The 24,421-nt window shown below is 65.8% G+C and carries 28 protein-coding genes; 9 read left to right on the top strand and 19 right to left on the bottom strand.

Annotated elements, in window-relative coordinates:
* The first annotated feature begins 46 nt into the window (after nt 1–46).
* From D3226_RS00735 to D3226_RS00720, 4 genes are all read left to right on the top strand, one after another.
* Nucleotides 47–454: a phage holin family protein gene (locus D3226_RS00735; RefSeq protein WP_202380531.1), complete on the top strand. Its 408-nt coding sequence runs from the start codon at nt 47–49 to the stop codon at nt 452–454.
* Between the two features lie 44 nt (nt 455–498).
* Nucleotides 499–981 carry a low molecular weight protein-tyrosine-phosphatase gene (locus tag D3226_RS00730; protein WP_202380530.1) on the top strand — a complete coding sequence of 161 codons (483 nt, stop codon included), beginning with the start codon at nt 499–501 and terminating at the stop codon, nt 979–981.
* A gap of 175 nt (nt 982–1,156) precedes the next feature.
* A complete protein-coding gene (purB, locus tag D3226_RS00725) occupies nt 1,157–2,542 on the top strand; it encodes an adenylosuccinate lyase (RefSeq protein ID WP_202380529.1) in 1,386 nt (461 codons plus the stop codon).
* A gap of 121 nt (nt 2,543–2,663) precedes the next feature.
* Nucleotides 2,664–3,509, top strand: a complete 846-nt coding sequence (locus D3226_RS00720) for an SIP domain-containing protein (RefSeq protein ID WP_202380528.1) — start codon at nt 2,664–2,666, stop codon at nt 3,507–3,509.
* Nucleotides 3,510–3,574: 65 nt separating this feature from the next.
* Here D3226_RS00720 and D3226_RS00715 read toward each other — a convergent pair whose 3' ends face one another.
* The 7 genes from D3226_RS00715 to rpsF all read right to left on the bottom strand — a co-directional run bounded on the left by D3226_RS00715 (nt 3,575) and on the right by rpsF (nt 8,143).
* Complete coding sequence (locus D3226_RS00715) at nt 3,575–3,865, bottom strand: ABC transporter ATP-binding protein (protein ID WP_202380527.1); 291 nt, start codon at nt 3,863–3,865, stop codon at nt 3,575–3,577.
* A gap of 14 nt (nt 3,866–3,879) precedes the next feature.
* Nucleotides 3,880–4,485: a hypothetical protein gene (locus D3226_RS00710; protein ID WP_202380526.1), complete on the bottom strand. Its 606-nt coding sequence runs from the start codon at nt 4,483–4,485 to the stop codon at nt 3,880–3,882.
* 60 nt (nt 4,486–4,545) lie between these two features.
* On the bottom strand, nt 4,546–5,922 hold the full coding sequence (gene dnaB, locus D3226_RS00705) for a replicative DNA helicase (RefSeq protein WP_202380525.1): 1,377 nt from the start codon (nt 5,920–5,922) through the stop codon (nt 4,546–4,548).
* 476 nt (nt 5,923–6,398) lie between these two features.
* Nucleotides 6,399–6,848: a 50S ribosomal protein L9 gene (gene rplI / locus D3226_RS00700; protein ID WP_202380524.1), complete on the bottom strand. Its 450-nt coding sequence runs from the start codon at nt 6,846–6,848 to the stop codon at nt 6,399–6,401.
* A 14-nt stretch (nt 6,849–6,862) separates the two neighbouring features.
* On the bottom strand, nt 6,863–7,123 hold the full coding sequence (gene rpsR, locus D3226_RS00695; protein ID WP_025133395.1) for a 30S ribosomal protein S18: 261 nt from the start codon (nt 7,121–7,123) through the stop codon (nt 6,863–6,865).
* A 108-nt stretch (nt 7,124–7,231) separates the two neighbouring features.
* Nucleotides 7,232–7,780 carry a single-stranded DNA-binding protein gene (gene ssb, locus D3226_RS00690; protein WP_202380523.1) on the bottom strand — a complete coding sequence of 183 codons (549 nt, stop codon included), beginning with the start codon at nt 7,778–7,780 and terminating at the stop codon, nt 7,232–7,234.
* A 3-nt stretch (nt 7,781–7,783) separates the two neighbouring features.
* Nucleotides 7,784–8,143 carry a 30S ribosomal protein S6 gene (gene rpsF / locus D3226_RS00685; protein WP_025133393.1) on the bottom strand — a complete coding sequence of 120 codons (360 nt, stop codon included), beginning with the start codon at nt 8,141–8,143 and terminating at the stop codon, nt 7,784–7,786.
* 236 nt (nt 8,144–8,379) lie between these two features.
* Between rpsF and D3226_RS00680 the strand changes: the two genes are divergently transcribed.
* The gene (locus D3226_RS00680) at nt 8,380–9,585 is read left to right on the top strand and encodes a glycosyltransferase (RefSeq protein ID WP_202380522.1); all 1,206 of its coding nucleotides are present in this window, start codon (nt 8,380–8,382) and stop codon (nt 9,583–9,585) included.
* A 135-nt stretch (nt 9,586–9,720) separates the two neighbouring features.
* On the opposite strand, the gene D3226_RS00675 is transcribed toward D3226_RS00680, so the two are convergent.
* From D3226_RS00675 to D3226_RS00665, 3 genes are read right to left on the bottom strand one after another with little or no spacing between them, the layout of a single operon-like run.
* On the bottom strand, nt 9,721–10,794 hold the full coding sequence (locus tag D3226_RS00675; RefSeq protein ID WP_202380521.1) for an inositol-3-phosphate synthase: 1,074 nt from the start codon (nt 10,792–10,794) through the stop codon (nt 9,721–9,723).
* 50 nt (nt 10,795–10,844) lie between these two features.
* Entirely contained in the window at nt 10,845–11,723 is an 879-nt protein-coding gene (locus D3226_RS00670; RefSeq protein ID WP_337248855.1) for a PIG-L family deacetylase, read from the bottom strand.
* On the bottom strand, nt 11,720–13,156 hold the full coding sequence (locus tag D3226_RS00665; protein WP_202380520.1) for a CCA tRNA nucleotidyltransferase: 1,437 nt from the start codon (nt 13,154–13,156) through the stop codon (nt 11,720–11,722). Before D3226_RS00665 ends, D3226_RS00670 begins: the two co-directional genes overlap by 4 nt.
* A 53-nt stretch (nt 13,157–13,209) precedes the next feature.
* Between D3226_RS00665 and D3226_RS00660 the strand changes: the two genes are divergently transcribed.
* The 3 genes from D3226_RS00660 (at nt 13,210) to trxA (ending at nt 16,974) form a co-directional block, all read left to right on the top strand.
* Nucleotides 13,210–15,579: a DUF6049 family protein gene (locus D3226_RS00660; protein ID WP_202380519.1), complete on the top strand. Its 2,370-nt coding sequence runs from the start codon at nt 13,210–13,212 to the stop codon at nt 15,577–15,579.
* A gap of 79 nt (nt 15,580–15,658) precedes the next feature.
* Entirely contained in the window at nt 15,659–16,609 is a 951-nt protein-coding gene (trxB, locus tag D3226_RS00655) for a thioredoxin-disulfide reductase (RefSeq protein WP_202380518.1), read from the top strand.
* A 41-nt stretch (nt 16,610–16,650) separates the two neighbouring features.
* The gene (gene trxA, locus D3226_RS00650; protein ID WP_202380517.1) at nt 16,651–16,974 is read left to right on the top strand and encodes a thioredoxin; all 324 of its coding nucleotides are present in this window, start codon (nt 16,651–16,653) and stop codon (nt 16,972–16,974) included.
* Nucleotides 16,975–17,067: 93 nt separating this feature from the next.
* On the opposite strand, the gene D3226_RS00645 is transcribed toward trxA, so the two are convergent.
* Genes D3226_RS00645 through rpmH form a run of 9 tightly spaced genes read right to left on the bottom strand, consistent with a single transcriptional unit; the run spans nt 17,068 to nt 22,463 of the window.
* A complete protein-coding gene (locus D3226_RS00645) occupies nt 17,068–17,520 on the bottom strand; it encodes an SRPBCC family protein (protein ID WP_202380516.1) in 453 nt (150 codons plus the stop codon).
* A 33-nt stretch (nt 17,521–17,553) separates the two neighbouring features.
* Entirely contained in the window at nt 17,554–18,588 is a 1,035-nt protein-coding gene (locus D3226_RS00640) for a ParB/RepB/Spo0J family partition protein (RefSeq protein ID WP_202380515.1), read from the bottom strand.
* Nucleotides 18,588–19,493, bottom strand: coding sequence for a ParA family protein (locus D3226_RS00635; RefSeq protein ID WP_237462163.1), 906 nt, complete (start codon nt 19,491–19,493; stop codon nt 18,588–18,590). The genes D3226_RS00640 and D3226_RS00635 overlap by 1 nt, the downstream gene beginning before the upstream one ends.
* Nucleotides 19,486–20,133 (bottom strand): 16S rRNA (guanine(527)-N(7))-methyltransferase RsmG, encoded by a 648-nt coding sequence (gene rsmG, locus D3226_RS00630; protein WP_202380514.1) that lies wholly within the window; start codon nt 20,131–20,133, stop codon nt 19,486–19,488. Before rsmG ends, D3226_RS00635 begins: the two co-directional genes overlap by 8 nt.
* Before the next feature lie 43 nt (nt 20,134–20,176).
* The gene (locus D3226_RS00625; protein ID WP_202381463.1) at nt 20,177–20,686 is read right to left on the bottom strand and encodes a R3H domain-containing nucleic acid-binding protein; all 510 of its coding nucleotides are present in this window, start codon (nt 20,684–20,686) and stop codon (nt 20,177–20,179) included.
* Nucleotides 20,686–21,633, bottom strand: a complete 948-nt coding sequence (yidC, locus tag D3226_RS00620) for a membrane protein insertase YidC (protein ID WP_202380513.1) — start codon at nt 21,631–21,633, stop codon at nt 20,686–20,688. Before yidC ends, D3226_RS00625 begins: the two co-directional genes overlap by 1 nt.
* Before the next feature lie 4 nt (nt 21,634–21,637).
* A complete protein-coding gene (yidD, locus tag D3226_RS00615; protein WP_202380512.1) occupies nt 21,638–21,946 on the bottom strand; it encodes a membrane protein insertion efficiency factor YidD in 309 nt (102 codons plus the stop codon).
* Complete coding sequence (gene rnpA / locus D3226_RS00610; RefSeq protein WP_202380511.1) at nt 21,943–22,305, bottom strand: ribonuclease P protein component; 363 nt, start codon at nt 22,303–22,305, stop codon at nt 21,943–21,945. The genes yidD and rnpA overlap by 4 nt, the downstream gene beginning before the upstream one ends.
* A 20-nt stretch (nt 22,306–22,325) precedes the next feature.
* Entirely contained in the window at nt 22,326–22,463 is a 138-nt protein-coding gene (rpmH, locus tag D3226_RS00605) for a 50S ribosomal protein L34 (RefSeq protein ID WP_010155609.1), read from the bottom strand.
* A gap of 397 nt (nt 22,464–22,860) precedes the next feature.
* Between rpmH and dnaA the strand changes: the two genes are divergently transcribed.
* On the top strand, nt 22,861–24,252 hold the full coding sequence (dnaA, locus tag D3226_RS00600; protein ID WP_237462275.1) for a chromosomal replication initiator protein DnaA: 1,392 nt from the start codon (nt 22,861–22,863) through the stop codon (nt 24,250–24,252).
* Nucleotides 24,253–24,421: the final 169 nt, after the last annotated feature.

The raw sequence follows: 24,421 nt of genomic DNA, 5'->3' as shown, positions 1-24,421 counted from the left end.
CGACGTTTTTCCTGCGACGCCCAGATCACGGTGCGAGAATGGACGCATGCGCGCCATCATTCGAATTCTCGTCAGCGCTTTCGCGCTGTGGCTCACCACGCTCATCGTCGGTGGGAGCGGCGACCACGGTGTGTGGATCAAGCCAATCGAGGCGGGCGAGTACGGCCACCTCATCACGCTGCTGCTTGTCGCGCTGCTGTTCGGCCTCGTCAACGGCACGCTCGGCCGCATCGTGCGCTTCGTCTCGATCCCGCTCTACATCATCACCTTCGGGCTGTTCGGCCTGATCGTCAACGGCATCATGATCGCGGTTGTCGCGTGGATCTCGGGGCTCGCGGGCTTCGGGCTCGCAGTCGAGAGTTTCTGGTGGGGCGTGCTCGGCGCGCTCGTCCTTTCGCTCCTCTCGGGCTTCATGAACAGCCTGCTCGGCACGAAGAAGAAGCGCGGCCGCTAGCACCCACGGCCCGTAGCCGTGGGTATCTCGGGCAGACTGGGGGCATGAGCGCTCCCTTCCACGTGAACTTCGTCTGCACTGGCAACATCTGCCGCTCCCCCATGGCCGAGGTTGTGTTCCAGGAGCTCACCGAGCGCGCGGGGATCGCCTCGCGGTTCTCAGTGCGCTCAAGCGGCACCGAGGCGTGGCACACGGGCAAACCCGCTGACCCACGCACGGTCACCGCGCTGGCGGCGCGCGGGTTTGACGGCTCCGCGCACCGCGCCTCGCAGGTGTCAGACGCCGAGATTGCCGGCGACGAGCTGCTCGTCGCGCTCGCCCGCGGGCACCGTGACGCACTCCTGGCGCGCGGCGCAGATCCCGCGCGGGTGGTGCTCTTCACGGATTTCGACCCCTCCTCCCCTGCGGACCCGGATGTCTTCGACCCGTACTACGACGACCAGGCCGCCTTCGACGGCGTGCTGGAGCAGGTTGAGCGGGGCGCCGCAGAGCTCCTTACCCAGCTCCGACTCCGCCTCGGGTTCTAGCCCGCCTCACTCCGCCGAGAAGCCGCCCCGCAGCGCTCTGCGCAGGCCGTGAATTGCCCGGGCAGCGGCCCTGCGCGCCGCATGGGAGAATGGATCTGGATTGCGCGCGCCCACGGCGCTCTGCTCGTGCCCGCGCCGCACCGCCGCCGCTCGCCTCAACCCGCACGGAGACGCCATGACCCCCCTGCCCCCGCAGCCCATCAGCCCCCTCGACGGCCGCTACCGCGCCGCCGTCGCACCCCTCGGAGACACGCTCTCAGAGGCCGGGCTGAACAAGGCTCGCGTTCACGTCGAGGTTGAGTGGCTCGCCTACCTGACCGAGCACTCGCTGCTCGGCGGCACCCCCATCGCGCCCGAGCAGCTCGCGTCGCTGCGCGAGTGGGCAGCGAACTTCGGCCAGGCCGAGATCGATGAGCTCGCCGAGACCGAGAAGACCACCCAGCACGACGTGAAGGCTGTCGAGTACCTCGTGCGCGCGCGCCTCGAGGCACAGGGCCTCGGCCACCTCGCCGAGCTCACGCACGTGTGCTGCACAAGCGAGGACATCAACAACCTCTCGTACGCGCTGACGGTGAAGCAGGCGATCGCCGACGTGTGGCGCCCGCGCTTCGACTCCGTGATCTCGGAGATCGCGCGCCAGGCCGAGCAGTACCGCGAGCTGCCAATGATGAGCCGCACGCACGGTCAGCCGGCAACGCCGACGACGCTCGGCAAGGAGCTCGCGGTGTTCGTGCACCGTCTCGAGCGCCAGCTCAACCAGATCGACGACGTCGAGTACCTCGGCAAGTTCTCGGGCGCGACCGGCACCTTCGCCGCGCACCTCGCCGCGGACCCGACAACCGACTGGGCCCAGGTCTCGCAGGAGTTCGTTGAGGGACTCGGCCTCGACTGGAACCCGCTCACCACGCAGATCGAGTCGCACGACTGGCAGGCGGAGCTGTACACCCGCATTGCGCATGCCAACCGGATTCTCCACAACCTCGCAACCGATGTGTGGAGCTACATCTCGATCGGCTACTTCCGCCAGATCCCCGTCGCCGGCGCGACGGGCTCCTCGACCATGCCGCACAAGGTGAACCCGATTCGCTTCGAGAACGCAGAGGCCAACCTCGAGCTCTCGAACGCGATCCTCGATTCGCTCGCCGCAACGCTCGTTACGAGCCGCTGGCAGCGCGACCTCACCGATTCCTCGGCGCAGCGCAACATCGGCGTTGGCCTCGGCCACTCGGTGCTCGCGCTCGACAACATTCTGAAGGGGCTCGGCCAGATCGACGCGGCCCCCGAGGTGCTCGCTGCCGACCTTGACGCGAACTGGGAGGTACTCGGCGAGGCGATCCAGACCGTCATCCGCGCAGAGGTCACCGCGGGTCGATCGACGATCAGCGACCCGTACGCTGCGCTCAAGGAGCTCACGCGCGGCCGCCGTATCGGCCAGGCCGAGCTCATCGAGTTCGTCTCGGCGCTCGAGATCGGCGAGGACGCGAAGCAGCGACTGCTCGCGCTCACCCCCGCAACCTACATCGGCGACGCGACGCGTCTCCTCGATTTCCTGCAGCGCTAGTTTCTCGCGTGGGATCGCGGCCCGGGGTGCTCCACCCCGGGCCGCGCCCGTTTCGGGCGTGTGCGCACGCTCAGTGCCCGGTGCTACGCTCACAGGTGATTCATCCGACGAAAGGAGCACCGTGGCCCAGCAGGACCCCGCGGCACGTTTCGCTCGTCCACGGACGATGCACCGCTTCACGGCCCGCCGCATCACGGTGACACACGTCACCGAGATCGAGCACTTCACCCGTGTGACGTTCTCAAGCCCCGAGCTCGCTGATTGGCGCAGCACGGGCCCCGAGGATCACGCAAAGATCTTCTTCCCCGACCCGCACACGGGCGAGCTGCGCGCGCCCACGCCGGTCGGGCCAGACGCAGATGGCATCGTGCGCCCCGAGGGTGAGATGTTCGGCCGCGACTTCACCCCACTCAACGTACGCGTGGATGCGGGGTCAGGACACACAGTATTCGACCTTGATGTGCTCCGCCACGAGGATCCGGGCCCCGCCGCCCGCTGGGCGGTGCAGGCAGAGCTGGGCGATGAACTCGTGATGGTGGGCCCCCGCGGCTCCATCGCCGCGGCAGCTGAGGCCCCACGCGTGGTGTGTTTTGCCGACGAGACCGCTCTCCCCGCGGTAGCCCGCTGGATCGAATCGATGCCGCAGAACGCGCGCATCGAGGTGGTTGCTGACATCCCGGAGCCCCTCGATTGGGTACGCCTCTACCTGGCTGCCCAGGGTGGCCGCGATGTGCCCGTCACCGCGGCGCCGGGATCACTCGACGAGGCCGCGCAGCAGCTCGACGTCGACGCCGAGACCTACGTTTTCGCCGGCGGCGAGGCCGGGCGACTCGTGCCGCTTCGCCGCTACCTCCGACGGGAGCTCGGCTTCGCGAAAGAACAGTACTCGATCAGCGGGTACTGGAAGCGCGCGGAGTCTGGCTTTGACCACCACGCACCGATCGACCCTGAGGATCCCGAAGACTAGCGGGCCAAGGACAAAAAACGGGGGTGGGGCGCAGTGCGCCCCACCCCCGTTGTCGTTTGCTGAGGCTAGTGCCAGTTGGAGCCGTTGTCAGGCTTCTGCAGGTCCTTGCGCGCCTCGAGATCCTCGTCACTCGGCTTTCCACCGAGGCCGACCAGGGCAACCATCATCACGGAGACGATGAAACCAACGCCCAGGAAGACGAGCGCGAGCACGATGTCTCGCGTCGAGAGCAGCACGATCAGGCCGGCGAACACGCCAAGCACGGTGGAGAAGCCGAGCAGCTCAAGCGGTCGCAGGCGATCGCGACGCGAAGGGGTCACGGGATCCTGCTTGGCGGGCTCGGAAGGCTGAGTCATCTTTTGCTTTCGGGTCAGGCGAGGGGGGTACGGGCGGCGGGCGTTTCGCCCACTGCGTCACCGGCAGCACCGGCGACGCGACGCGTATCGAACGCGGAGATTCCGAGGAACACGCCCGTGAGGAGCGCGTATGCCCCGAAGAATCCAAGGATCGCGACCTGATCGTCGCGGAAGAAGAGAACGAGGATCGCGAGCAGTACGCCGACTCCCCCCAACAGCGTCGCGTCCTGGCGGCTGCCCGGGCGCACGGTGGCACCAATGAACTCAAGCAGGGCACTCGTGAGCGCCCAGGCCGCGATAATCACCGCAAACGCGATGGGCTCCCCCGCGAACGGCAACAGCACTGCGCCGACCACTGCGATGATGCCAAGCAGCAGCGGCACGACCGTGCGGGCAGGGGCGCGCAGGGAGAACCACTCAATGCCGTGCGCAATGCCAATCGCACCGAGCGCCGCGGTGGCGACCCCGAGATCGAATCCGAGATGCTCGTGCATCGTCGCAGAGAAGGCGATGACGAGTCCCGCGATCAGCAAAACTGCGACGCGGAGCAGACGGATGGCCCGTGACGGAGTGATTTCCGGGGCCACAGATTGCGCGGACGATGACGCCACAGCAGACATGGCTCCCCTTTCGTTGACCGCGTCTAGTCTACCCCTCGTCGTCTGGGGCCGCCTCACAGGCTACAAACCGCTCGGCATGTCCTGGAAACGCGAGTAGTGCCCCTGGAACGCCACGGTGACCGTACCGGTCGGACCGTTACGCTGCTTCGCGAGAATGAAGTCTGCTTCGCCGGCGCGCGGGCTGTCCCGATCGCCCACAGCCTCACGGTGCAGCAGGATGACCATATCCGCGTCCTGCTCAAGCGAGCCGGACTCTCGCAGGTCGCTGATTGCGGGCATCTTGTCGGCACGCTGCTCAGACGCACGGTTCAGCTGCGACAGTGCGATGACGGGAACGTCGAGCTCCTTCGAGAGCAGCTTCAGCGCTCGCGAGAACTCCGACACCTCTTGCTGGCGGCTCTCGCTCTTCTTTCCACTCGAGAGCAGCTGCAGGTAGTCAATCACCACCATGCGCAGGCCGTGCTGCTGCTTCAAGCGTCGGCACTTCGCCCGGATCTCCACGAGCGTGAGGTTGGGGCTGTCGTCGATGTAAAGCGGCGCCTCTGCCACACGGGCTTGTGTTGCCGCGAGCTTCTGGAAGTCACGATTGTCGAGCGCGCCCTTTCGGAGCGTCTGCATGGGGATGCTCGCCTCTGCCGCGAGGAGTCGCATGGCGATCTCCGCGCGGCCCATCTCGAGCGAGAAGAACACGGTGGGCGCGTTCGCGTGCACCGAGGCGTTGCGCGCAACGTCCATCGCGAGGGTCGACTTACCCATTGCCGGGCGCGCCGCGATGATGATCATCTGGCCGCCCGCAAAACCATTCGTCATCGCGTCGAGCTCACTGAAGCCCGTGGGCACGCCGAGCATGCCGTCAGACGCACCGTTCGCCTTGTTGATCTCCTCAAGCGCAGCGTCAACCGCAAGGTGCAGGGGCACGTAGTCTTCGCCCTGCGCTTCGCCGGTCACGCCGTAGATCTCAGACTGAGCAACGTTGACGAGATCAATAGCCTCGCCCTCACCGGCGTAACCCATCTGCACGATGCGCGTCCCCGCCTCAACGAGGCGACGCAGCAGCGCTTTCTCCGCAACGATCTCGGCGTAGAAGCTGGCGTTTGCTGCGGTGGGCACAATGCTCGTGACAGTGTGCAGGTACTCGGCTCCGCCTGCTCGCTGCAGCTCACCGGTCTTGGTGAGTTCGTCAGTCACCGTAATCACGTCGGTGGGCTCTCCCCTGGAGTATAGAGAGAGCACCGCCTCGTAGATCACCTCGTGCTTGGGCACGTAGAAGTCGCCGCCCTTGAGCAGGCCGGTGACGTCAGCAACGGCGTCCTTCGAGAGCAGCATGCCACCGAGTGCGCTCTGCTCCGCGAGCAGATCGTACGGCGGCGTGCGCTCGTGTCCGCGCGAGGAATCCTCGCCGGCGGGATCAGCGATCCCGAGATGTGCGATCGACACTCGATCACTCCTTTTCGCTGCAGCGGGTCCGGTGCACAATGATCAAACCTCGGACCCCAGACATTCACGGTACGGGCACCTTGCGCGAGCGCCAAGCACCCACGCCGCAAGCCTGTGGATAACTCTGTGTGTAACTCGCCGGTTTGTGCCACATCTTTTCCACAATCCTGGGGACAACTTGTGGATGACTGTTGGTGAGTTTCCCAGAAATATGCCTTGATCGGGGATTCTACTTTTCCACAGGCAGAAAGTTATTCAACCCTCAGGTGGGAGTTGAGGGTGTGGATCAGCGGACTCGATGTGGACAAGTACCTGGCGACGGGGCCGAATGTCAATCCCGCCACGCCTATTTCTGACAATTTCTTGTCACTTCGTGTTCACGCGCTCGGGCGTGTCGCGTGCGCCGAGCACATGCCTGAGAAAACACGAGCGGGGTGGCAGTCCCGAAGGACCACCACCCCGCTCGAAAAGCGTGCTTAGCGCTGCGAAATCACCTGGAGGGTGATCTCTGCGTCGACACCCTCGTGGAGGTGAACAATCGCCTTGTACTCGCCAGTCGACTTGATCGACGGGACGGTCACCTTGCGCTTGTCGATCTCGCCGAGACCTGCAGCGGAGACAGCAGCGGCAACCGCAGCCGGCTTCACCGAGCCGAAGAGACGGCCACCGGTGCCGGTCTTCGCCTGGAGGCGGATCTTGCCCTCCTGGAGCTTGGCCTTGAGCGCCTGAGCGTCCTCGACCGAAGCGAGCGCACGAGCCTCGCGGGCCTTGCGGAGCTGCGCAACCTGGGCCTCGCCACCGCGGGTCCAGTGCACACCGTAGCCCTGGGGCACGAGGTAGTTGCGTGCGTAGCCGGTCTTGACGTCAACGACGTCGCCAGCGGAACCGAGGCCCTGGACCTCGTTCGTGAGAATAACCTTCGCCATGATTCTCGTTCTCCTTAGCGGCCGGAGCCGGCGTAGGGGAGGAGTGCCATCTCGCGGGCGTTCTTCACGGCCTTTGCGATGAGTCGCTGCTCCTGCACGGACACGCCGGTGATCCGACGGGCGCGGATCTTCCCACGCTCAGAAATGAACTTGCGAAGCGTCGCGACGTCCTTGTAGTCGATGACGCCCACGGTCTGCTTCTTGGCGGGTGCGACGACCTTTGCGTTCTTGCCGCGACCCGGCTTGCGGCCTGCGCCGCTGGACTTGCCTGCCATAGTTGGTCTCTTTTCATGTGATGCCCCGGGCTGGCCCGGAACAAGAAGTTGATGCTCGCCGTCTGAGAGAACGGGAGGGTGCGCGCCGCCTGGCGGCGCGGAGGCTGCCTAGAAGGGCTGCTCGTCGTCGAAGCCGCCGCCGAAACCGCCACCAGCGGAGCCACCCTGAGCGGGCTGGCCGCCCCAGGGGTTGTCCTGCTGCGGCTGCTGCGGAGCTGCTGCGGGCTGACCCCAGCTGCTCTGCCCGGCGGGCTGACCGCTTCCGCCGCCGAATCCGCCGACCTGGCCGCGGGACTGCCCACGGGAGATCTGCACGGTGGCGAAACGGAGCGACGGGCCAATCTCCTCGACCTCAAGGTCGAGTGACGTGCGCTGCTGCCCCTGGTTATCGGTGTAGCTGCGCTGCGTGAGACGGCCCTGAACGATGACGCGTGCGCCCTTCGTCAGGGAAGCGGCGATGTTGTCGGCGTACTCACCGTACGCGCGGCAACCGAGCCACAGCGGTTCGCCGTCCGACCAGTCACCCGACTGACGGTCACGCACGCGCGGCGTCGAGGCGATCCGAAAGGTCACCCACGACTTGCCGGCCTGGCTCACGCGAGGCTCGGGGTCGGCAACGAGGTTACCGACGACAGTGATCAGCGGCTCGCCGGCCATGAGCTACGCGCCCACCTTCGCGGCGCGAGCCGCCTTGGCCTGCTCGTGCTTCGCCTGCGCTGCGCGCTGTGCGATGAGCTCGTCAGAGCGGAGCACCTTGGTGCGGAGCACTGCCTCGGACAGGCCGAGCTGACGGTCGAGCTCCGCGGTAGCCTCGTGCGACGCGGTGAAGTTCACCACGACGTAGATGCCCTCGGACTGCTTCTTGATCTCGTAGGCAAGACGACGCTTGCCCCAGATGTCGACGTTCTCGATCTCGCCGCCCGCGTTGCGGATGACGCCGAGGAACTTCTCCATGCTGGGGGCCACGGTGCGCTCGTCGATACCCGGATCGAGGATCACCATGAGTTCATACGGATGCATTAACTGACCCACCTCCTTCGGACTTCACGGCCACAGGATTTCTGTGGCAGGAGGGTGTTTGTGCATCGTGCCGGTGCGTTCCGAAGGGTACGGCGCACACAGACAACCCGGAAAGCTTATCACTTTCTCGCGCTCCACGGGGGCCAGACAGGCGGCTTCTCCGGAAAGACGCGAGGGAGCGTCGCGCCGGCGCGTGTGGCACCGGCACGGCGCTTCGGCTCGCCTACGCTGAGGCCATGCGGATTGCGCTCGTCTCCATGCACACCTCGCCTGCTGCGGTGCCGGGCAGCGGCGATGCCGGCGGTATGAACGTCGTCGTTGCACAGGCGGCACGGGCCCTCTCACGCGCCGGTCACGACGTAACAGCGTTCACTCGCGCAAGTGCAGCACAGCCCAGTGGCTGCAGCGACCTCGGCGATGGCGCCACACTCGTGTCGCTTTCCGCGGGCAGCGTCGACGCGCGCAAGGAGGCACTCCCCAGGCTGGTCCCCGAGTTCGCGCGGGCACTTCGCGATCACGGCACCTTTGATGCCGTGCACGCGCACTACTGGCTGAGCGGGATCGCGGCCTTGCCGCTTGCTGCCCAGAGCGGGGTCACTGCGGCGCTCACCCTACATACCGTCGGCGCCCAGAAGAACGCTCGGCTCGCGCCGGGGGATCGTCCCGAACCGCCCACGCGCTTGGCAGGTGAGCGCGCGCTCACCCATCTGACCCAGCTCATCGCGTGCAGCACCAGTGAGCGCGAGGCCATCGTCTCCGGCTCCGGGGCCTCGCGGCGCGGGATTTCCGTGGTGACCCCCGGGGTCGACACTGCGCTCTTCCGCCCCCGCGACGACACCACTGCGGTTCGGGATCCCGAGAGGCCGCTGCGCATCACGGTGCTCGGGCGTGTGCAGCCCCTCAAAGGACAAGACCTCGCGGTGGCTGCAGCGGCGGAGCTCGCGCGTCAGGATCCCGCGCTGTGGGCACGATGCGAACTGGTTGTGGCGGGGGAGCCGACGCCTGGCGCGGAGCAGTACGCAGCGGAGCTCCGCGTACTTGCCGCGCGTGAGGGGATCGCGGACCGCGTGCGTTTCCTCCCCGCGCAGGATCGGGCGGCAGCGGCCGCTCTCTTCGCAGACAGCGCGCTCGTCCTCGTTCCCTCGCACTCGGAAACTTTCGGGCTGGTCGCGCTCGAGGCCGCGGCCGCCGGGGTTCCCGCGGTCGTCGCGGCGCACACTGGGCTGCTCGAGGCGACGCCGCCCGGAGAGGCGGGCGTGCGGGTCGTGGGGCGTCAGCCTCGCGAATGGGCCCGGGTATTGGGTGAGCTGCTGCATGACCCCGCCCGGCGGAGCGAGCTGGGCCGGGCGGCCCGAGCACACGCGCTCTCCCATAGCTGGGACGCGCACGCCGCGCAGCTCACCGAGGTGTATGCCCGCCTGCGCGTCTCACGCAACGACTAGTCCATACCCGAATCCGCATATTCAAAGTCTGGAATAGATCAAGGGGGTTTTCGCTTCCGCATGCCATTCCTATTCTGGAATATGCGTGTGGGGCCCGGCGAAACTCGCCGGGCCCCACATCACACCTCGCAGAAGCTATGCCGCGGGATCAGCGAGGAACTCCTCAAGTTCGGTGCGCGCCGCATGATCCGGCTTCTGTACGGGGGGCGACTTCATGAAGTACGCGGAGGCCGCCTCGACGGGGCCGCCGATGCCGCGCTCACGCGCAACGTGCGCAATGCGGATCGCGTCGATCATCGTGCCGGCCGAGTTGGGGGAGTCCCACACCTCGAGCTTGTACTCCAGGCTCATGGGGACATCACCGAAGCCTCGCCCCTCCAGCCGAACGAAGGCGAACTTCCGATCCTCAAGCCACGGCACGTGGTCGCTCGGCCCGATGTGCACGTCCTCGTCCGAGAGGTTCACATCAAGGTTCGAGGTGACGGCCTGCGTCTTCGAGATCTTCTTCGACTTCAGGCGGCTGCGCTCAAGCATGTTCTTGAAGTCCATGTTGCCGCCCACATTGAGCTGGTAGGTGTGATCGAGGGCGATGCCGCGGCTCTCCATCAGGCGCGCAAGAACGCGGTGCGTGATCGTTGCACCCACCTGGCTCTTGATGTCGTCGCCGACAATGGGCACGCCTGCCGCAACAAACTTTGCAGCCCACTCCGGGTCGCTCGCCACGAACACGGGCACAGCGTTCACGAACGCGACGCCGGCGTCGAGCGCGGCCTGCGCGTAGAACTTCACGGCCTCTTCGCTGCCCACCGGCAGGTAGCACGCCAGCACGTCAGCGCCAGAATCGCGCAGCACCTGCGCAACATCGACCGGCTCAGCGGCGGACTCTTCGACCGCGTCACGGTAGTACTCGCCGAGGCCATCGAACGTGGGCCCGCGCTGCACCGTGATCCCGATCTCCGGAACGTCCGAGAACTTGATGGTGTTGTTGTGCCCCGCCCAGATGGCCTCACCCAGGTCGAGCCCAACCTTTGCAGCGTCAACCTCGAACGCCGCAACGAACTCAAGGTCGGACACGTGGTGACCGCCCAGACGGACGTGCATCAGGCCCGGAACCTGCTCGTCTTCAGCGGCTCCGCGGTAATACTCCACGCCCTGAACGAGCGAGCTCACGCAGTTGCCAACGCCCGCGAGGGCTACCTTCACAGTCATCGAACCCCTGTTCCTCACGATTTCGGGCGCGGCGCGCCCGAGGGAAGAGTCTACTCCGCCTGGCTCGGCGCGTCTGCCGGGAGCGTTCGCAGGCGGAACAGCTCGCGGGACGAGATCGGCTGACGCTGCCCGCCCACGTGCACGATGTCGTCCCCATCAACAGTCAGTTGGGTAACGTGCGAGCGCAGCGCGGCGACCTTTCGATCACTCCACGCATCGATCTCGTGCGTCTCCACCAGCTCCGCCTCCGCGTCTGCCGCGGTGTCATCCGCGATCTCCCAGAACGGCAGCCCCAGCGCGGCGGCGACCGCACGCGCGATGCGGTGCGCGAACACATGGTCGGGGTGACCGTAGCCGCCCCCATCGTCATAGCTCACGATGCCCTGAGCGCCGGCATCGTGCGCCGCGGCCAGCAGATCGTTGAGCGCTTCGACGGCAGGCGCACTGGTGAGCGCGTCCGCGCTCGCGTCAGGGGCGGCGGTCGCCCGGCCGTCCGGGCCCCAGCTCATGCCCGAGTCCTCGTAGATCGCCGGCGGGTAGCCCGCAGCTCGCGCGGGCTCGACCCCGAGGAAGACGTGCCGCTCGATCCCCAGCATGAAAAGCGCGGCGGCGAGTTCGCCCTGGCGGTGCGGTGCCAGCCCATCCGTGCCCTGCAGGTGCTGGAACGGCCCGTCAACGACCTCACCGCGCTCGCCGCGCGTGAGGGTCACCAGCAGCGGCTCCCGACCGGCGCTCGCAAGCCCGGCAAGGGTGCCACCCGTAGTGATCGATTCGTCATCCGGGTGTGCGTGCACGAACATGACACGGGGTCGACCCCCGAACCAGGTGGTGGGGTTCGACGCGTCGTATGCGTTCTCGGTCGTTTCCATGCTCAGCTCTTCTTTCCTGACGCTCATGCTCGCGGGGTCGTCGTTCGCTTCGTCGCTCACGCGACGTCCTGCTCCGCGTACCAGGCCCGCAACCGCTCCTCGGCGGCCTCCGGCCCGATCGGCCCCTCGTCGAGGCGCACGTCGAGCAGGAACTTATATGCCCGGCCCACCAGCGGCCCCGGAGGGATCTCAAGGATTGCCATGATCTGCGCGCCGTCGAGCTCCGGGCGTACCGCCGCAAGCTCCTCGGCGGCGGCGAGTTCGTCGATGCGGCGCTCGATGTCGTCATAGGCGTGGTCGAGGCGCTCCGCCTTCCGGCGATTGCGTGTCGTCACGTCAGCGCGCGTGAGGATGTGGAGTTGCTCGAGCTCGTCTCCTGCATCACGCACGTACCGCCGCACCGCGGCGTCAGTCCACGGCTGGTCGCTGTACCCAAAGAAACGCAGGTGCAGCTCGATCAGACGTGCCGCGCGCTTGATGGTGTCGTTGTCGAAGCGCAGCTCGCGCAAGCGCTTCTTCGCGAGCTTCGCGCCCACGACATCGTGGTGGTGGAACGTGACCCCGCCGCGCTCGAAGCGACGCGTTGCGGGCTTCCCAATGTCGTGCAGCAGCGCGGCAAGCCGCAGCACGATGTCGGGAGCAGTGACGTCCGCGGGGCGACGATCCCGCTCCAGCTGGATGGCTTGCCGCAGCACGGTGAGGCTGTGCTCGTAGACATCCTTGTGTCGCCCGTGGTCATCCTGCGTTGCCTGCAGCGCGGTGAGCTCGGGGAGGAATCGCTCCGCGAGCCCCGTGTCGACGAGCAGCCGTATCCCGGGCACCGGATCGTTCGTGCCGAGCAGCTTCACCAGCTCGTCACGGATCCGCTCGGCGGAGATGATGTCGAGCCGCTCGGCGTATTCCGCCATCGCCGCCTGCGTCTCCGCCGCCACTTCGAACCCGAGCTGCGCCGCGAAACGAGCTGCGCGCAACATGCGCAGCGGGTCATCAGTGAAGGAGGCCGACGGCGCCCCGGGCGTGTGGATGCGCCCAGCCAGCAGGTCCTCGACGCCACCCGACACATCCACGAGGCGCATATCGGGCAGCATGAGTGCGAGGGCGTTGATCGTGAAGTCGCGGCGCACGAGATCGCCCTCGATCGTGTCGCCGTAGCTCACGCTCGGCTTCCGCGAATCTTCGCGGTACACCTCCGCGCGATACGTGGTGATCTCCACGACCTCGCCGTGCACGCGCGCAGCAATCGTGCCGAAGTCCCGGCCAACATCCCACACATTGCCGCTCAGTTCGTCGAGGATCTCGCGCGTCTGCTCGGGGCGCGCGGACGTCGTGAAGTCGAGGTCCGTCACTGCGCGGCCCAGCATCGCATCGCGAACGGGCCCGCCGACGAGGGCGAACTCGTGTCCTCGCGCGGCAAAAGCCTTGGCGAGGGAAGCGACGGGTGCGGAGGCGGCGATGGCACGCAGGGCGTCCATGGACTCGGCAAGGGAAAGCATCCCCCCAGGGTACCTGGGCCTGGATCCCAGAGCTGGTCTTTAGACTGGAGCGTATGGCCCGAGTTCCCCTGTTCCGCGCATTCACCGCGACGATGCTCGCGCTCGGAGTCGCGGTCGGCGGTCACCTCGCGCTGGGCCCCGCAGCAGCGCAGGCACACGCGCGTTTCACGGCAGATGTCTCGCGCACCGCGGCTGCCGACGCTGACGCCGCAGGCGAGGACACGGACACGGACACGGTCGATCAGCCCGAAGAGCTCGCCTCCCTCGTCATCGCAGCGAGCGACCCGGTACTCCGTCCCGAGACGGAAACACTTGAGCTCGCGATCCTGATCCAAAATCCGAGCTCGGAACCCATTCCCGCGGGGGAACTGGTCGTGGAGATCGCCACCGAGGCGGTTGCTGATGCGGCCGGCCTCGCGGAAGAACCCGCGGGGAGTCTGTCCCCGCTCGGCACGCTCAACGTAGGTGCGACGCAAGCGGGGAAGAGTCAGGCGCTCACGCTCACAGTGCCGCGCGCGGATGTCGCGCTCACGGCGAGCACCCCGTTTGGTGTGCACCTGCTCCGCGCCGAGCTGCGCGCAGAAGACGAGGGGGATCCCGAACCTACCGATTCCGACGCGGATGCCGCCACGCAGCACAATGCGGGAGAGTCTGCGGAGTCCACTGACTCATCGGATTCGGACGCCGAGACGGCCGACGGTCCCGCGGATCCGCTCCTCACCGCCACCACCCCGATTGTGTGGCACGGGCCGGAGCAGGCCACCACGGGAGCGGGCTCACGCGCGGCGGCGCACAAGACTCCAACGGTGCAGCTCGGCGTCATCGTGCCGCTGGTCTTCCCCGATGAGATTCGCACGCTCCCCACGCGGGGTCAGCTGGAGGCGCTCACGCCGGAGTGGGATCGGCTCCTCACCGAGGCGCGGACGCAGCGGGCAACGCTCGCGATCGATCCCCGTGTCATCGCTGGGATTCGCGCATACGGCGAGGAGGCGCCCGAGAACTCGCGCCTCTTCCTCGAGCGCCTCACCGCACTCGACCTCCCGGTGTTCCTGCTGCAGTTCGCTGATGCAGACCCGGCGGCTCAGGCTGCGCTCGGCTTCTCAAAACTCCTCGCACCCTCGAGCCTCGATTTTGTGACTCGATTTGGATCTTTCCCAGCGCCCGCAGGCCCCACGCCTGCCGACGGTAAACCGGAAACGACCCCCACTGAGCAGGCCCCCGCGACGGCGGATGACGCAGCTCCGGCGGAAACTTCCGACGCGCCAGCAGGTGCCGACGACGCGAGTGGCCCCCAGCCGGCAAGCGCCCCAACACTTCCCGAGCTTCTCGCGTGGGAGCCAGCTTCACGCATCGCCTGGCCCGCGGAGGGCTCGGTGAACGCGGACACTCTTGAGTTCCTGAGGAGCAACGGCATCACCACCACCGTGGTGAGCTCAAGCAACGCGGGGCTCACGGGTGGGCCCCGCGCACAGCTCGGCGACGGCACAGCGTATGTCGCCGATGCGAGTCTGAGCGCGGCCGCACGCGATGCGCTCACCGGAGGCACGTCGGCTGAACGGGCCGCGGGCGCGGCACGACTTGCGGCTCAGCTTGCGCTCGCCGCGCAGCACTCGCAGCCGGGTGTGCTGCTCGCGCTCGACCGCGGCGCAGTCGCAAACGCCGAGCAACCGAGCGCCCTGCTCGAGCAGCTCAGCACTTTCGACTGGCTTGAGCAGACGCCGCTCGCCGAACTCCCACAGGGCACGGCGAAGCTGCGCTCGGGGGACACACTCGAGGAGCGCCGCGAACTGCTGCGTGCCGCAGTGGGCCGCGAGTCTTCCGTCACACAGATCGGCGCGGTGCTCGTCAACCCTGAGTATCTGAGCGGCTACCAGCGCACGCGCCTGCTGGAGTTGTTTGCTACCAGGCATGGTGCGCCCGATGCAGACTTCGCGGACGTGGCAGCCGCCTACCGCGCGCGCGACGCCGAGCTCCTCGAGGGCGTGCAGGCGGTCAGCACCGAGCATGTACAGCTCGTGGGCACATCTACCCGTTTCCCCGTGCAGTTGCGCAACACGCTTCCCTTCGATGCGCGCGTGCGTGTGGACGTCAATCCCGCGTCTGCTGCGCTCTCCCTCAGCGAGCGCAGCTTTCCGGACGTGATTATCCCCGCGGAGGGCAACCAGCAGTTGCTCGTGCCGGTACACAGTCGGGTGTCTTCCGGCGAGTCCGGACTGGTCGTAACGATCTCCGCAACTGACGGTGATCCGACGGTGTTCACCGGCACTCTCTCCATCTCAATCCGCAGCTCGATTGAATCGATCGCGCTGTGGACGCTCGGCGGGCTTGCGGCTGCGCTGCTCGGCTTTGGGATTTGGCGGAGCCTCCGCCAACGTGCCCGCGCCCAGTCCGCTTCCGAGGCCGTCACCAGCGAGCAGGAATAGCGCAAGCCTAGGATGGGTTGTACCCCCTGAACGGTCGATCCGCGACCGTGATTCATCAGCAATGCGTGCGAGGAGCCTCATGCAGCAGATCATCATCATCGGTTCCGGCCCCGCCGGCTTCACCGCCGCGATTTACGCGGCCCGCGCTGGCCTGAAACCGCTGCTCTTTGCAAGCGCTATCGGCATCGGCGGCGAACTGATGAACACGACCGAGGTGGAGAATTTCCCGGGCTTCCCGGAGGGCATCCAGGGCCCCGAGCTCATGCAGCGTATGCAGGAGCAGGCAGAGAAGTTCGGCACCGAGGTTGTCTACGACGACATCACCGAGGTCGATTTCTCGGGCGACGTGAAGCGTGTCACCGCGGGTGACGGCAGCGTGCACGAAGCGCTCACCGTGATCTACGCGACCGGCTCCGCCTACCGCAAGATCGGTCTCGCTGATGAGGATCGCCTCTCAGGACACGGCGTGTCCTGGTGCGCCACCTGCGACGGTTTCTTCTTCCGTGAGAAGACGATCGCGGTGGTCGGCGGCGGCGACTCTGCGATGGAGGAGGCGACCTTCCTCACGCGCTTCGCCGACAAGGTCTACGTGATCCATCGCCGCAGCGAGCTCAAGGCATCGAAGATCATGCAGCAGCGTGCGTTCGACAACGAGAAGATCGAGTTCGTGTGGGATTCCGAGGTTTCGGCAATCCACGGCGAGTCCGAGGTCGAGGGTGTCACACTCCGCAGCACGGTCGATGGTTCCGAGCGCGAGCTCGCGATTCAGGGCCTCTTTGTGGCGATCGGCAACGATCCGCGCACGCACCTCGTGCACGGCAAGCTCGATCTCACGGAGGAGGGCACCATCGCCGTCGAGGGCCGCAGCTCGAAGACCTCGGTTCCCGGGGTCTTCGCCGCCGGCGACGTCACCGATCCGCACTACCGCCAGGCCATCACCGCTGCCGCATCTGGCACGGTCGCCGCACTCGACGCCGAGGCCTTCCTCGCGCTGCTTGAGCAGAAGAATCCGGAGCTCGCCGCCGTCTGATCGGCAGCGCCCAATTTACTGGTGTGACCAAAGGAGTCATCATGAACGAACCCATCAACGTTGACGAGCAGACCTTCGAGAAGGTCGTGCTGCAGAGCGAGATCCCCGTACTCGTGGATTTCTGGGCAGCCTGGTGCGGCCCGTGCCGCGCCATTGCGCCGATCCTCGATCAGATTGCTGGCGAGCAGGAGGGCAAGCTGCTCATCGCCAAGCTGAACGTCGACGAGAACCCGAATCTTGCAGCGCAGTACCGCATCACCTCCATCCCCGCGATGAAGGTGTTCAAGGGCGGCGAAGAGGTCCGCGAGATCATCGGTGCGATGCCGAAGCCGATGATCGAGGAGCACCTCGCCGGCATCATCTAAGCCCGGCGTGCGCGACATCGTCGCGCACAGCACAACGGCGGGTGGTGAGTCTCGGACTCACCACCCGCCGTTGTCGTCTGCGAGCGGCGGGAGCTACTCCTCGCCGACCTCAGCGAGCGCTGCGAGCCGGTCGATCGAGCTGAGGAGCGCCGCTGCGGTGTTCTGTTGCGCCCGGGCGAACCGGGTCGAATCAGTGAGACCGCTCCAGTCAAAGGTGTGACGCACGAGCGTGCCCTCGGCGACTGGTTCCAGCTCCCAGCGCCACAGGTGCCCGGGCTCAGCCTCGCCAACGGGGGAGGGCAGCCAGGCAATGCGGCGGCCCTCTGCAAACTCCACGATGCGGTTCTGTCGCACCCGGTCGCCAACGTTGGTCATGATGAACACGTCGCCGACCCCGTGCACGCGCTGACCGGCGGCGGCCTCCGCGAGATTTTCGTTTCCATCCCACCGGGGCTGCTGCGCGGGGTCCGCGATGAGTTCAAACACGCGTTCCGGGGGTGCCGCGACGACGCGTTCTGCCGACACTATCTTCTCTGCGGTGCTCATGCGCCCAGTCAATCACACCGCGTCCGAGAGAGCTTAGCTGAAGCCGGGATCCCCGAGCTCCGAGAGGATGCGCTTCAGGTCGGCGATCGTCGCAAAATCGATGACGATCTGCCCCTTCTTGGCGCCCAGCTTCACCGCGACACGAGTGTCGAAGCGATCGCCCAGGCGGTCAGCAATTTCACCGAGCTGAGCCTGCACGCCGCCTGCACGAGGCTTCGCGACCTTGCGCTGGGGCCCCTCGGCAGCCGCGGCCTCCGCCGCGCGCACGGAGAGTCCCTCGTCGACGATCTTGTCGGCGAGCCGCTGCATCGACTCCGCGTCGCCCACGTGCGAAAGAATTGCGCGCGCGTGGCCGGCCGAAAGCACGCCGGCGGCGACCCGGGCCTGCACGGGCTCGGGGAGACGCAGCAGTCGGATCGTGTTCGAGATCTGTGGCCGCGAGCGACCGATTCGCTCTGCGAGCTGCTCCTGCGTAATGCCGAAGTCCGAGAGGAGCTGCTGGTAGGCCGAGGCCTCTTCAAGAGGATTCAGCTCAGCACGGTGCAGGTTCTCGAGCAGTGCGTCACGAAGCATGTGCTCGTCTGCGGTGCTCCGGACGATGGCCGGAATCGAGTCAAGGCCGGCGCGCTTCGAGGCGCGGAAACGGCGCTCACCCATGATGATCTCGTAGCGGGGTCCGCGCTTGGGTGCCGGCTCGATTTCGCGCACGACAATCGGCTGGAATACGCCGAACTCCTTGACGGAGTGGGTGAGCTCTGCAAGTGCGTCCTCGTCGAACTCGGTGCGAGGCTGTACCCGATTCGGGGTGATCTCGCTCAGTTCCAATCGCGTCAGGCGCGCGCCTGGAACTGCCTGCAGCTGCTCTTCCGCGTCGCCCGTGCTCACGGGAGCCGCGGCGGCTTCGGTCTCCGGCGCGGTGGCCGTCGTGGCCTCCGCGGACTCAGGCTGCTCCGCGCCCGCGGTGCTCGCCGGGAAGAACACGTCGACGGGACGCTCGCCCGTCGTTGGTGCCTGGGGGATGAGGGCCCCAATCCCGCGGCCGAGGCCGCCCCGCTTCTTCGTCGCCACTAGTCGCGCCCTTCCATGGAAATACCAGCTCCCACACCACGCTCCGCGATCTCCGCTGCGGCCTCGAGGTACGCGAGCGCGCCGATCGAGGCGCCATCGTACGCGTGCACGGTCTGCCCGTAGCTCGGTGCTTCAGAGATACGCACCGAACGGGGAATCACCGCATTCAATACCTGCTCTGGGAAGTGCGATCGCACCTCACGCGCGACCTCCTGCGCCAGGTTCGTGCGTGCGTCGTACATGGTGAGCAAGATCGTCGACACCCGCAGCCCGGGGTTCAAGTGCTTCTGGATGAGCTGGATGTTGCCAAGCAGCTGGCTGAGTCCTTCAAGCGCGTAGTACTCGCACTGGATCGGGATCAGCACCTCGTCAGCGGCGACGAAGGCGTTGACCGTGAGGAGGCCGAGCGAGGGAGGACAATCGATGAACACGTAGTGGTAAGGCTCAGCGGCCTCCTGCAAGAACGCCTGCAGTGCGGTGCGGAGCCGCTGTTCGCGGGCAACGAGCGAAACGAGCTCGATCTCAGCGCCCGCGAGGTTGATCGTGGAAGGCACGCACCACAGATTCTCGTGGTCAGTGGTCTGCTGAAGCGCGTCGTCGAGGGTGCTGTCGCCGAGCAGCACGTCGTACACACTCGTCACCTCTGGGCGGTGCTGCACACCGAGCGCGGTCGACGCATTGCCCTGTGGGTCGAGATCGATGACGAGGACGCGCGCGCCTCGACGCGCGAGCGCCGAGGCGAGGTTCACCGTCGTGGTGGTCTTTCCGACGCCACCTTTTTGATTCGACACCGTGATGATGCGCGGCGCGTCGGGCAGCGGGGAGACGGTCTCGGCGAGCTTGCGCCGTCGCCTGACCTTGTCGACGAGGTGGTCGCCGACGAGTGACTTCTCCGTATCAGCCATGACTCCCAATTTTAGCCCGAAATACTCGCGTCGTTTCGGCAAGCTGCCCGACGCCAAGCTCTTCCACCCGGATATCCGTGAGGCGATGCTTGCGCAGCACCTTCGCTGCAGCGTCGATCTCAGCCTCCACAGAGTTCCCCTTGAGGAACAGCATCTCACCGTCTGCACGCAGCAGGGGAGCGGTGATGGGGACCAACTTGCGCAGCGCGGTCACCGCACGCGCGGTCACCTGGTCGACCTCGAAGGCGTCGTGAAACTCCTCGGCGCGCCCCCGCTTCACCTCTGCGTTCTCGAGCCCGAGCCGCTCAATCTGCTCGTTCAGCCAGAGGCAACGGCGCTCCATCGGCTCGATGAACAGAAAATCAGCGTCCGGTCGCACGATCGCAAGCACGAGCCCGGGCATTCCGCCGCCGGTGCCGATGTCCGCCACGCGTCCGCCTGCGCGGATCAGCGGCGCGAGAACGGCACTGTTGAGGAGATGCCGCGTCCACAGTCGGGGGAGCTCCAGCGGGCCAATGAGGCCAAGCTCTTCGCCTCGTGCGGCGAGGTCGTCGGCGAAGGCACGCAGCACGTCAATTCGGTCTCCCGCGATCTCGGCGGCCGCTGCGGGCTCGAGTTCCAGCTCGGTCACTTCGGTCATTCTGCGTCCTCCGCGCGTTTCACGTGAAACGAGTGTGCTCGCGCTAGGCGCGGCTGATCACGAGCCGGCGATCCCGACCCTCGCCGCGGGACTCGGAGAAGTATCCTCGCCCGGCAACGTCGTCGTGTACGAGCTTGCGCTCGTACGAGGACATTGGCTCAAGCTCAACGCTGTCGCGTCCAGCTGCAATCTGTGCGACTGCGGCATCCACCATGCGCTTGAGCTCGATCGCACGCGCATCGCGCGATCCGCCGATGTCGATGATGAGTCGCGAGAAGCGCCCGGTCTTCGCCTGCACGGCGAGACGCGTGAGGTCCTGAAGCGCCTGCACTGTGTCCGGGACGGCCAAGCGGTCAAGCTGCTCGCCGCCTCCCGTCACCGAAACGTAGGCGCGACCATTCGCGACGTCGATATCAATATCGCCGTCGAGGTCCGCGATGTCGAGCAAGCCCTCGATGTAGTCTGCGGCGAGATCGCCGTCAGCCTCAAGCTCCTCGAGCGTCAGGTTCTCGGTCTCCGCTGCGGGAGTGTTCTGTTCTGAAGTCACAGGGATCACTTCCCCTTCTTCTTCGCGCGCTTCGAGCTCATCGGCTGCTGGCGCTGGCCCTCTGCCTTCGACGGGGTCTGTGCGTCGAGTGCGCGAACCTCATCGTCGGTGAGCTTGCCCTTGGCCTTCAGGCGGGCCTGACGCGCACGCCATGCCTCACTGCCGGGGGTGGGCATGTTGCGGATAACGATGAACTGCTGGCCCATGGTCCAGACGTTCGAGGTGAACCAGTACACGTTCAGTGCGAGCGGGAAAGTGACGCCCGAGAACAGGAACGCGAAGGGGATGATGTAGAGCAGGATGCGCTGCTGGCGGTACATCGGCGAAGCCTTCGTCTCGTCGGAGACGTTCTTCGACATGATCTGCAGCTGCGTGAAGAACTGCGAGGCGATCATGAGGATCACGATGACGCCGAGGAGGATCACCACGGTCCAGTTGCCGCTCTCCCAGCCCTGCGTGAAGTTCTGCTTGAGCGGCGCACCGAAGATCGAGGCCTCGTTGAAGCTCTGCGTCAGCGCAGCATTCATGAAGCCGATACCCGTCTTGTTCTCGGCTGCGTGACGCAGCACGTAGAACAGCGAGAAGAACACGGGCATCTGGATCAGGATCGGCAGGCACGAGGAGAACGGGTTCGTCCCGTGCTTCTTGTACAGTGCCATGGTCTCGCGGCTCATGGCCTCACGCGAGAACTGGTCCTTCTTGCCCTTGTACTTGTCCTGGACCTTCTTCATCTCGGGCGCAAGGTCCATCATGCGACGCTGAGACTTGATCTGGCGCACGGTCACGGGGATGAGCGCCGAGCGCACCACGATCACCAGGCCAATGATGGAGAGCACCCAGGTGACACCGGAGGCGGGCTCCATCCCGAGCCAGGTGAGTGCCTGATGCCAGACGGCCAGTACCAGCTCGACGAGCCAGCGGAGGGGCCAGAGTATGGTCTCGAAGAAATCCACCGCGTTAGGCCTTTCGCTCGATGGGGCGGACGAAGCCGCGCGAGTTAATCACAAAGTTCTGTTTCTTCCGGCTGGGAACGTCGTCGATCCCGCCGGGCGTGAAGGGGTTGCAGCGCAGCAGCCGCCATCCCGTAAGCACGGTTCCGACAAGGAATCCGCGCAGTTGGTACGCCTCCACAGCGTACCGGGAACACGATGGATAATACCTGCACACCTGCCCGTAGAGCGGGGAGATGAAGCGCCGATAGAGGTGCATGATCCCGATCGCGATATTGCGGGGGAGGAACCACACCTCGAAGAGCACGCGTTTCACGGTGACTCCGCTGGCGTGAGCAGTGTTCGCTCCACCCGGTCAAGCGCTCGATCAACAGCCGCTTCGAGCTCTGCGTACGGTGCGGTGGCGATCGCGGGGAGCGCGCGGAACACCGCGTCGACGGAGGTGAAGCCTGCGGCGATTCTGCGCTCCGCGATTGTTTTCAATCGACGACGCACGAGATTTCGAGTGACGGCGTTGCCCACTGCCTTCGAGACGATGAAGCCGAAGCGAGCCGGCTCGCCCGGTGCACGCAAAACCGCGTGGGTGATGCACAACGCACCACCCACGCGGTAGCCGGATCGAACGACCCGTCGGTAATCATCTCCCCGGGTAACGCGGTGCCGTTTGGCAGGCATAGTGACCCCGGGTCGGGGAATTACGCGGTGAGCTTGGAGCGGCCCTTGCCGCGACGAGCGGCAACGATCGCACGACCCGCGCGGGTACGCATGCGGGCGCGGAAGCCGTGCACCTTGGCGCGGCGGCGGTTGTTGGGCTGGAAAGTGCGCTTGCTCATTGAAGACTCCGTGACTTATGGAACTGATCCCCGAAGCTCAGTGTCGTCGAGGAAGTCGAATCTGGGTTGGGCGACAGTTCGCCCATACAAGGTATTCACCTTACGCCGAATCTGCGCGATCGTCAAAAGGATCAGACATTTTCGTGCCCGGGCAGCCCGATTTTCGCGTTTGGGGTGTGTGGATAAGGCGGGGACTTGCCTGTGGACAAATCTGTGACTAACGTGGGCGCAGATGTCTTTTCGGCGACAAGATCGCCGAAATTCCCCCGAGTTTTGGTTCACCTTCTGTGGATAAGCCTGGGTATAACATCGTTCAACCACCACTACGAACGAGCCGGGTATTTGCGTGACTGAGGACGAAGTACAAGAGGTCTGGGACCGCGTGACCCAGGCTGTGATGGCCGACCCTGCTGTCGGTCCCGCTGTCGGCGCACAGCTGGCGCTCGCCCTGCCCCGCGGTATTGCGGCCGGCACCCTCTACCTCGCGGTGCAGCTCGAGTTCACCCTCAAGCTCCTTGAAAACCGACTGCGCCCGGCGATCATGACGGCGATTGCCGCGATCCCCGACGCACAGGAGATCCAGAATTTCGTGGTAATCGTCGATGAGGACGCACACCCCTCTCTTGACCCTGAGCCGGTTGCGGAGGCGCCTGCGGCTGCCGCGCCGGTCGCCCCGTTCGACGAGCCGAGCGCTCGCCCCGAACCGACTCGCCCCGTACACGAGCCGCGTGGGCGGCACGGCGGGGATGATCCCGGGGATAGTCGACTCAACGAGAAGTACCGCTTCGACAGCTTTGTGATCGGCCAGTCAAACCGCTTTGCACACGCTGCTGCGGTTGCCGTTGCCGAGGCACCCGCACGCGCGTACAACCCGCTCTTCATCTACGGTGATTCGGGGCTCGGTAAGACTCACCTGCTGCACGCAATCGGGCACTACGCCCGGGAGCTCTTCCCCGAGGTGCGCGTGCGCTATGTGAGCTCCGAGGACTTCACGAACGACTTCATCAACTCGATCGCGAACAACCAGGGTGCCGCTTTCCACGCGCGGTACCGCAGCGTGGACATCTTGCTCGTGGACGACATCCAGTTCCTCGAAGACAAGGTGGAGACTCAGGAAGCCTTCTTCCACACGTTCAATACCCTGCACGACCACAACAAGCAGGTGGTCATCACCAGCGATGTGCAGCCAAAGCAACTGCGGGGCTTCGAGGAGCGCATGCTCTCTCGCTTCGAGTGGGGTCTGCTCACCGATATCCAGGCGCCTGACCTCGAAACACGTATCGCGATCCTTCGGAAGAAGGCGCAGCGCGAGAACCTCGAAATCGACCACAACATCCTTGAGTTCATCGCGAGCAAGTTCTCCTCGAACATTCGCGAGCTCGAGGGCACCCTCATCCGGGTCACCGCGTACGCGAGCCTGAATCAGCAGCGGATCGACATGGCGCTGGTCCACACCGTGCTCAAGGATCTCATCACCCTTGACGCCGACAACGAGGTACAGCCCTCGGACATCATTAGCCGCACGGCGGAGTACTTCGATCTCTCGGTTGATGATCTGTACGGACCCACGCGTGCCCAGCAGATCGCCACCGCGCGCCAGATCGCGATGTACCTGTGCCGCGAGCTCACCCCGCTGTCGCTTCCGAAGATCGGTCAGCTCTTCGGAGGGCGCGATCACACAACGGTCATGTACGCGCACAAGAAGATCTCGCAGCTCATTGCTGAACGTCGTTCAATCTACAACCAGGTGACCGAGCTCACCACGCGCATCAAACAGGGCACGCGGTGAGACGAGTTATCCACAGCTGTGACAAGATCTGTGGATAGCTGGGGAGAACTCGCGCGTTTCTGTGGAAGAAATCCACAGGCCTGTGAGTGGGACTCCGTCTCACAACTTTCTTGTCACTCCGCGGAAGTGGATCTATCCCAAGCCTGCCAACAAGTGACACAGCTGTAGT

This window comes from Leucobacter chromiireducens subsp. chromiireducens, assembly GCF_016758255.1.
GTDB lineage: Bacteria > Actinomycetota > Actinomycetes > Actinomycetales > Microbacteriaceae > Leucobacter > Leucobacter chromiireducens.
This window is presented reverse-complemented; position numbering and strand designations above follow the sequence as displayed.

Excerpts from the sequence above, each read along its gene's own strand:
- D3226_RS00735 (WP_202380531.1), top strand. The coding sequence starts at position 47 with ATGCGCGCCATCATTCGAATTCTCGTCAGCGCTTTCGCGCTGTGGCTC.
- D3226_RS00730 (WP_202380530.1), top strand. The coding sequence starts at position 499 with ATGAGCGCTCCCTTCCACGTGAACTTCGTCTGCACTGGCAACATCTGC.
- purB (WP_202380529.1), top strand. The coding sequence starts at position 1,157 with ATGACCCCCCTGCCCCCGCAGCCCATCAGCCCCCTCGACGGCCGCTAC.
- D3226_RS00715 (WP_202380527.1), bottom strand. The coding sequence starts at position 3,865 with ATGACTCAGCCTTCCGAGCCCGCCAAGCAGGATCCCGTGACCCCTTCG.
- D3226_RS00710 (WP_202380526.1), bottom strand. The coding sequence starts at position 4,485 with ATGTCTGCTGTGGCGTCATCGTCCGCGCAATCTGTGGCCCCGGAAATC.
- rplI (WP_202380524.1), bottom strand. The coding sequence starts at position 6,848 with ATGGCGAAGGTTATTCTCACGAACGAGGTCCAGGGCCTCGGTTCCGCT.
- rpsR (WP_025133395.1), bottom strand. The coding sequence starts at position 7,123 with ATGGCAGGCAAGTCCAGCGGCGCAGGCCGCAAGCCGGGTCGCGGCAAG.
- ssb (WP_202380523.1), bottom strand. The coding sequence starts at position 7,780 with ATGGCCGGCGAGCCGCTGATCACTGTCGTCGGTAACCTCGTTGCCGAC.
- rpsF (WP_025133393.1), bottom strand. The coding sequence starts at position 8,143 with ATGCATCCGTATGAACTCATGGTGATCCTCGATCCGGGTATCGACGAG.
- D3226_RS00680 (WP_202380522.1), top strand. The coding sequence starts at position 8,380 with ATGCGGATTGCGCTCGTCTCCATGCACACCTCGCCTGCTGCGGTGCCG.
- D3226_RS00675 (WP_202380521.1), bottom strand. The coding sequence starts at position 10,794 with ATGACTGTGAAGGTAGCCCTCGCGGGCGTTGGCAACTGCGTGAGCTCG.
- D3226_RS00665 (WP_202380520.1), bottom strand. The coding sequence starts at position 13,156 with ATGCTTTCCCTTGCCGAGTCCATGGACGCCCTGCGTGCCATCGCCGCC.
- D3226_RS00660 (WP_202380519.1), top strand. The coding sequence starts at position 13,210 with ATGGCCCGAGTTCCCCTGTTCCGCGCATTCACCGCGACGATGCTCGCG.
- trxB (WP_202380518.1), top strand. The coding sequence starts at position 15,659 with ATGCAGCAGATCATCATCATCGGTTCCGGCCCCGCCGGCTTCACCGCC.
- trxA (WP_202380517.1), top strand. The coding sequence starts at position 16,651 with ATGAACGAACCCATCAACGTTGACGAGCAGACCTTCGAGAAGGTCGTG.
- D3226_RS00645 (WP_202380516.1), bottom strand. The coding sequence starts at position 17,520 with ATGAGCACCGCAGAGAAGATAGTGTCGGCAGAACGCGTCGTCGCGGCA.
- D3226_RS00635 (WP_237462163.1), bottom strand. The coding sequence starts at position 19,493 with ATGGCTGATACGGAGAAGTCACTCGTCGGCGACCACCTCGTCGACAAG.
- rsmG (WP_202380514.1), bottom strand. The coding sequence starts at position 20,133 with ATGACCGAAGTGACCGAGCTGGAACTCGAGCCCGCAGCGGCCGCCGAG.
- rnpA (WP_202380511.1), bottom strand. The coding sequence starts at position 22,305 with ATGCCTGCCAAACGGCACCGCGTTACCCGGGGAGATGATTACCGACGG.
- rpmH (WP_010155609.1), bottom strand. The coding sequence starts at position 22,463 with ATGAGCAAGCGCACTTTCCAGCCCAACAACCGCCGCCGCGCCAAGGTG.
- dnaA (WP_237462275.1), top strand. The coding sequence starts at position 22,861 with ATGGCCGACCCTGCTGTCGGTCCCGCTGTCGGCGCACAGCTGGCGCTC.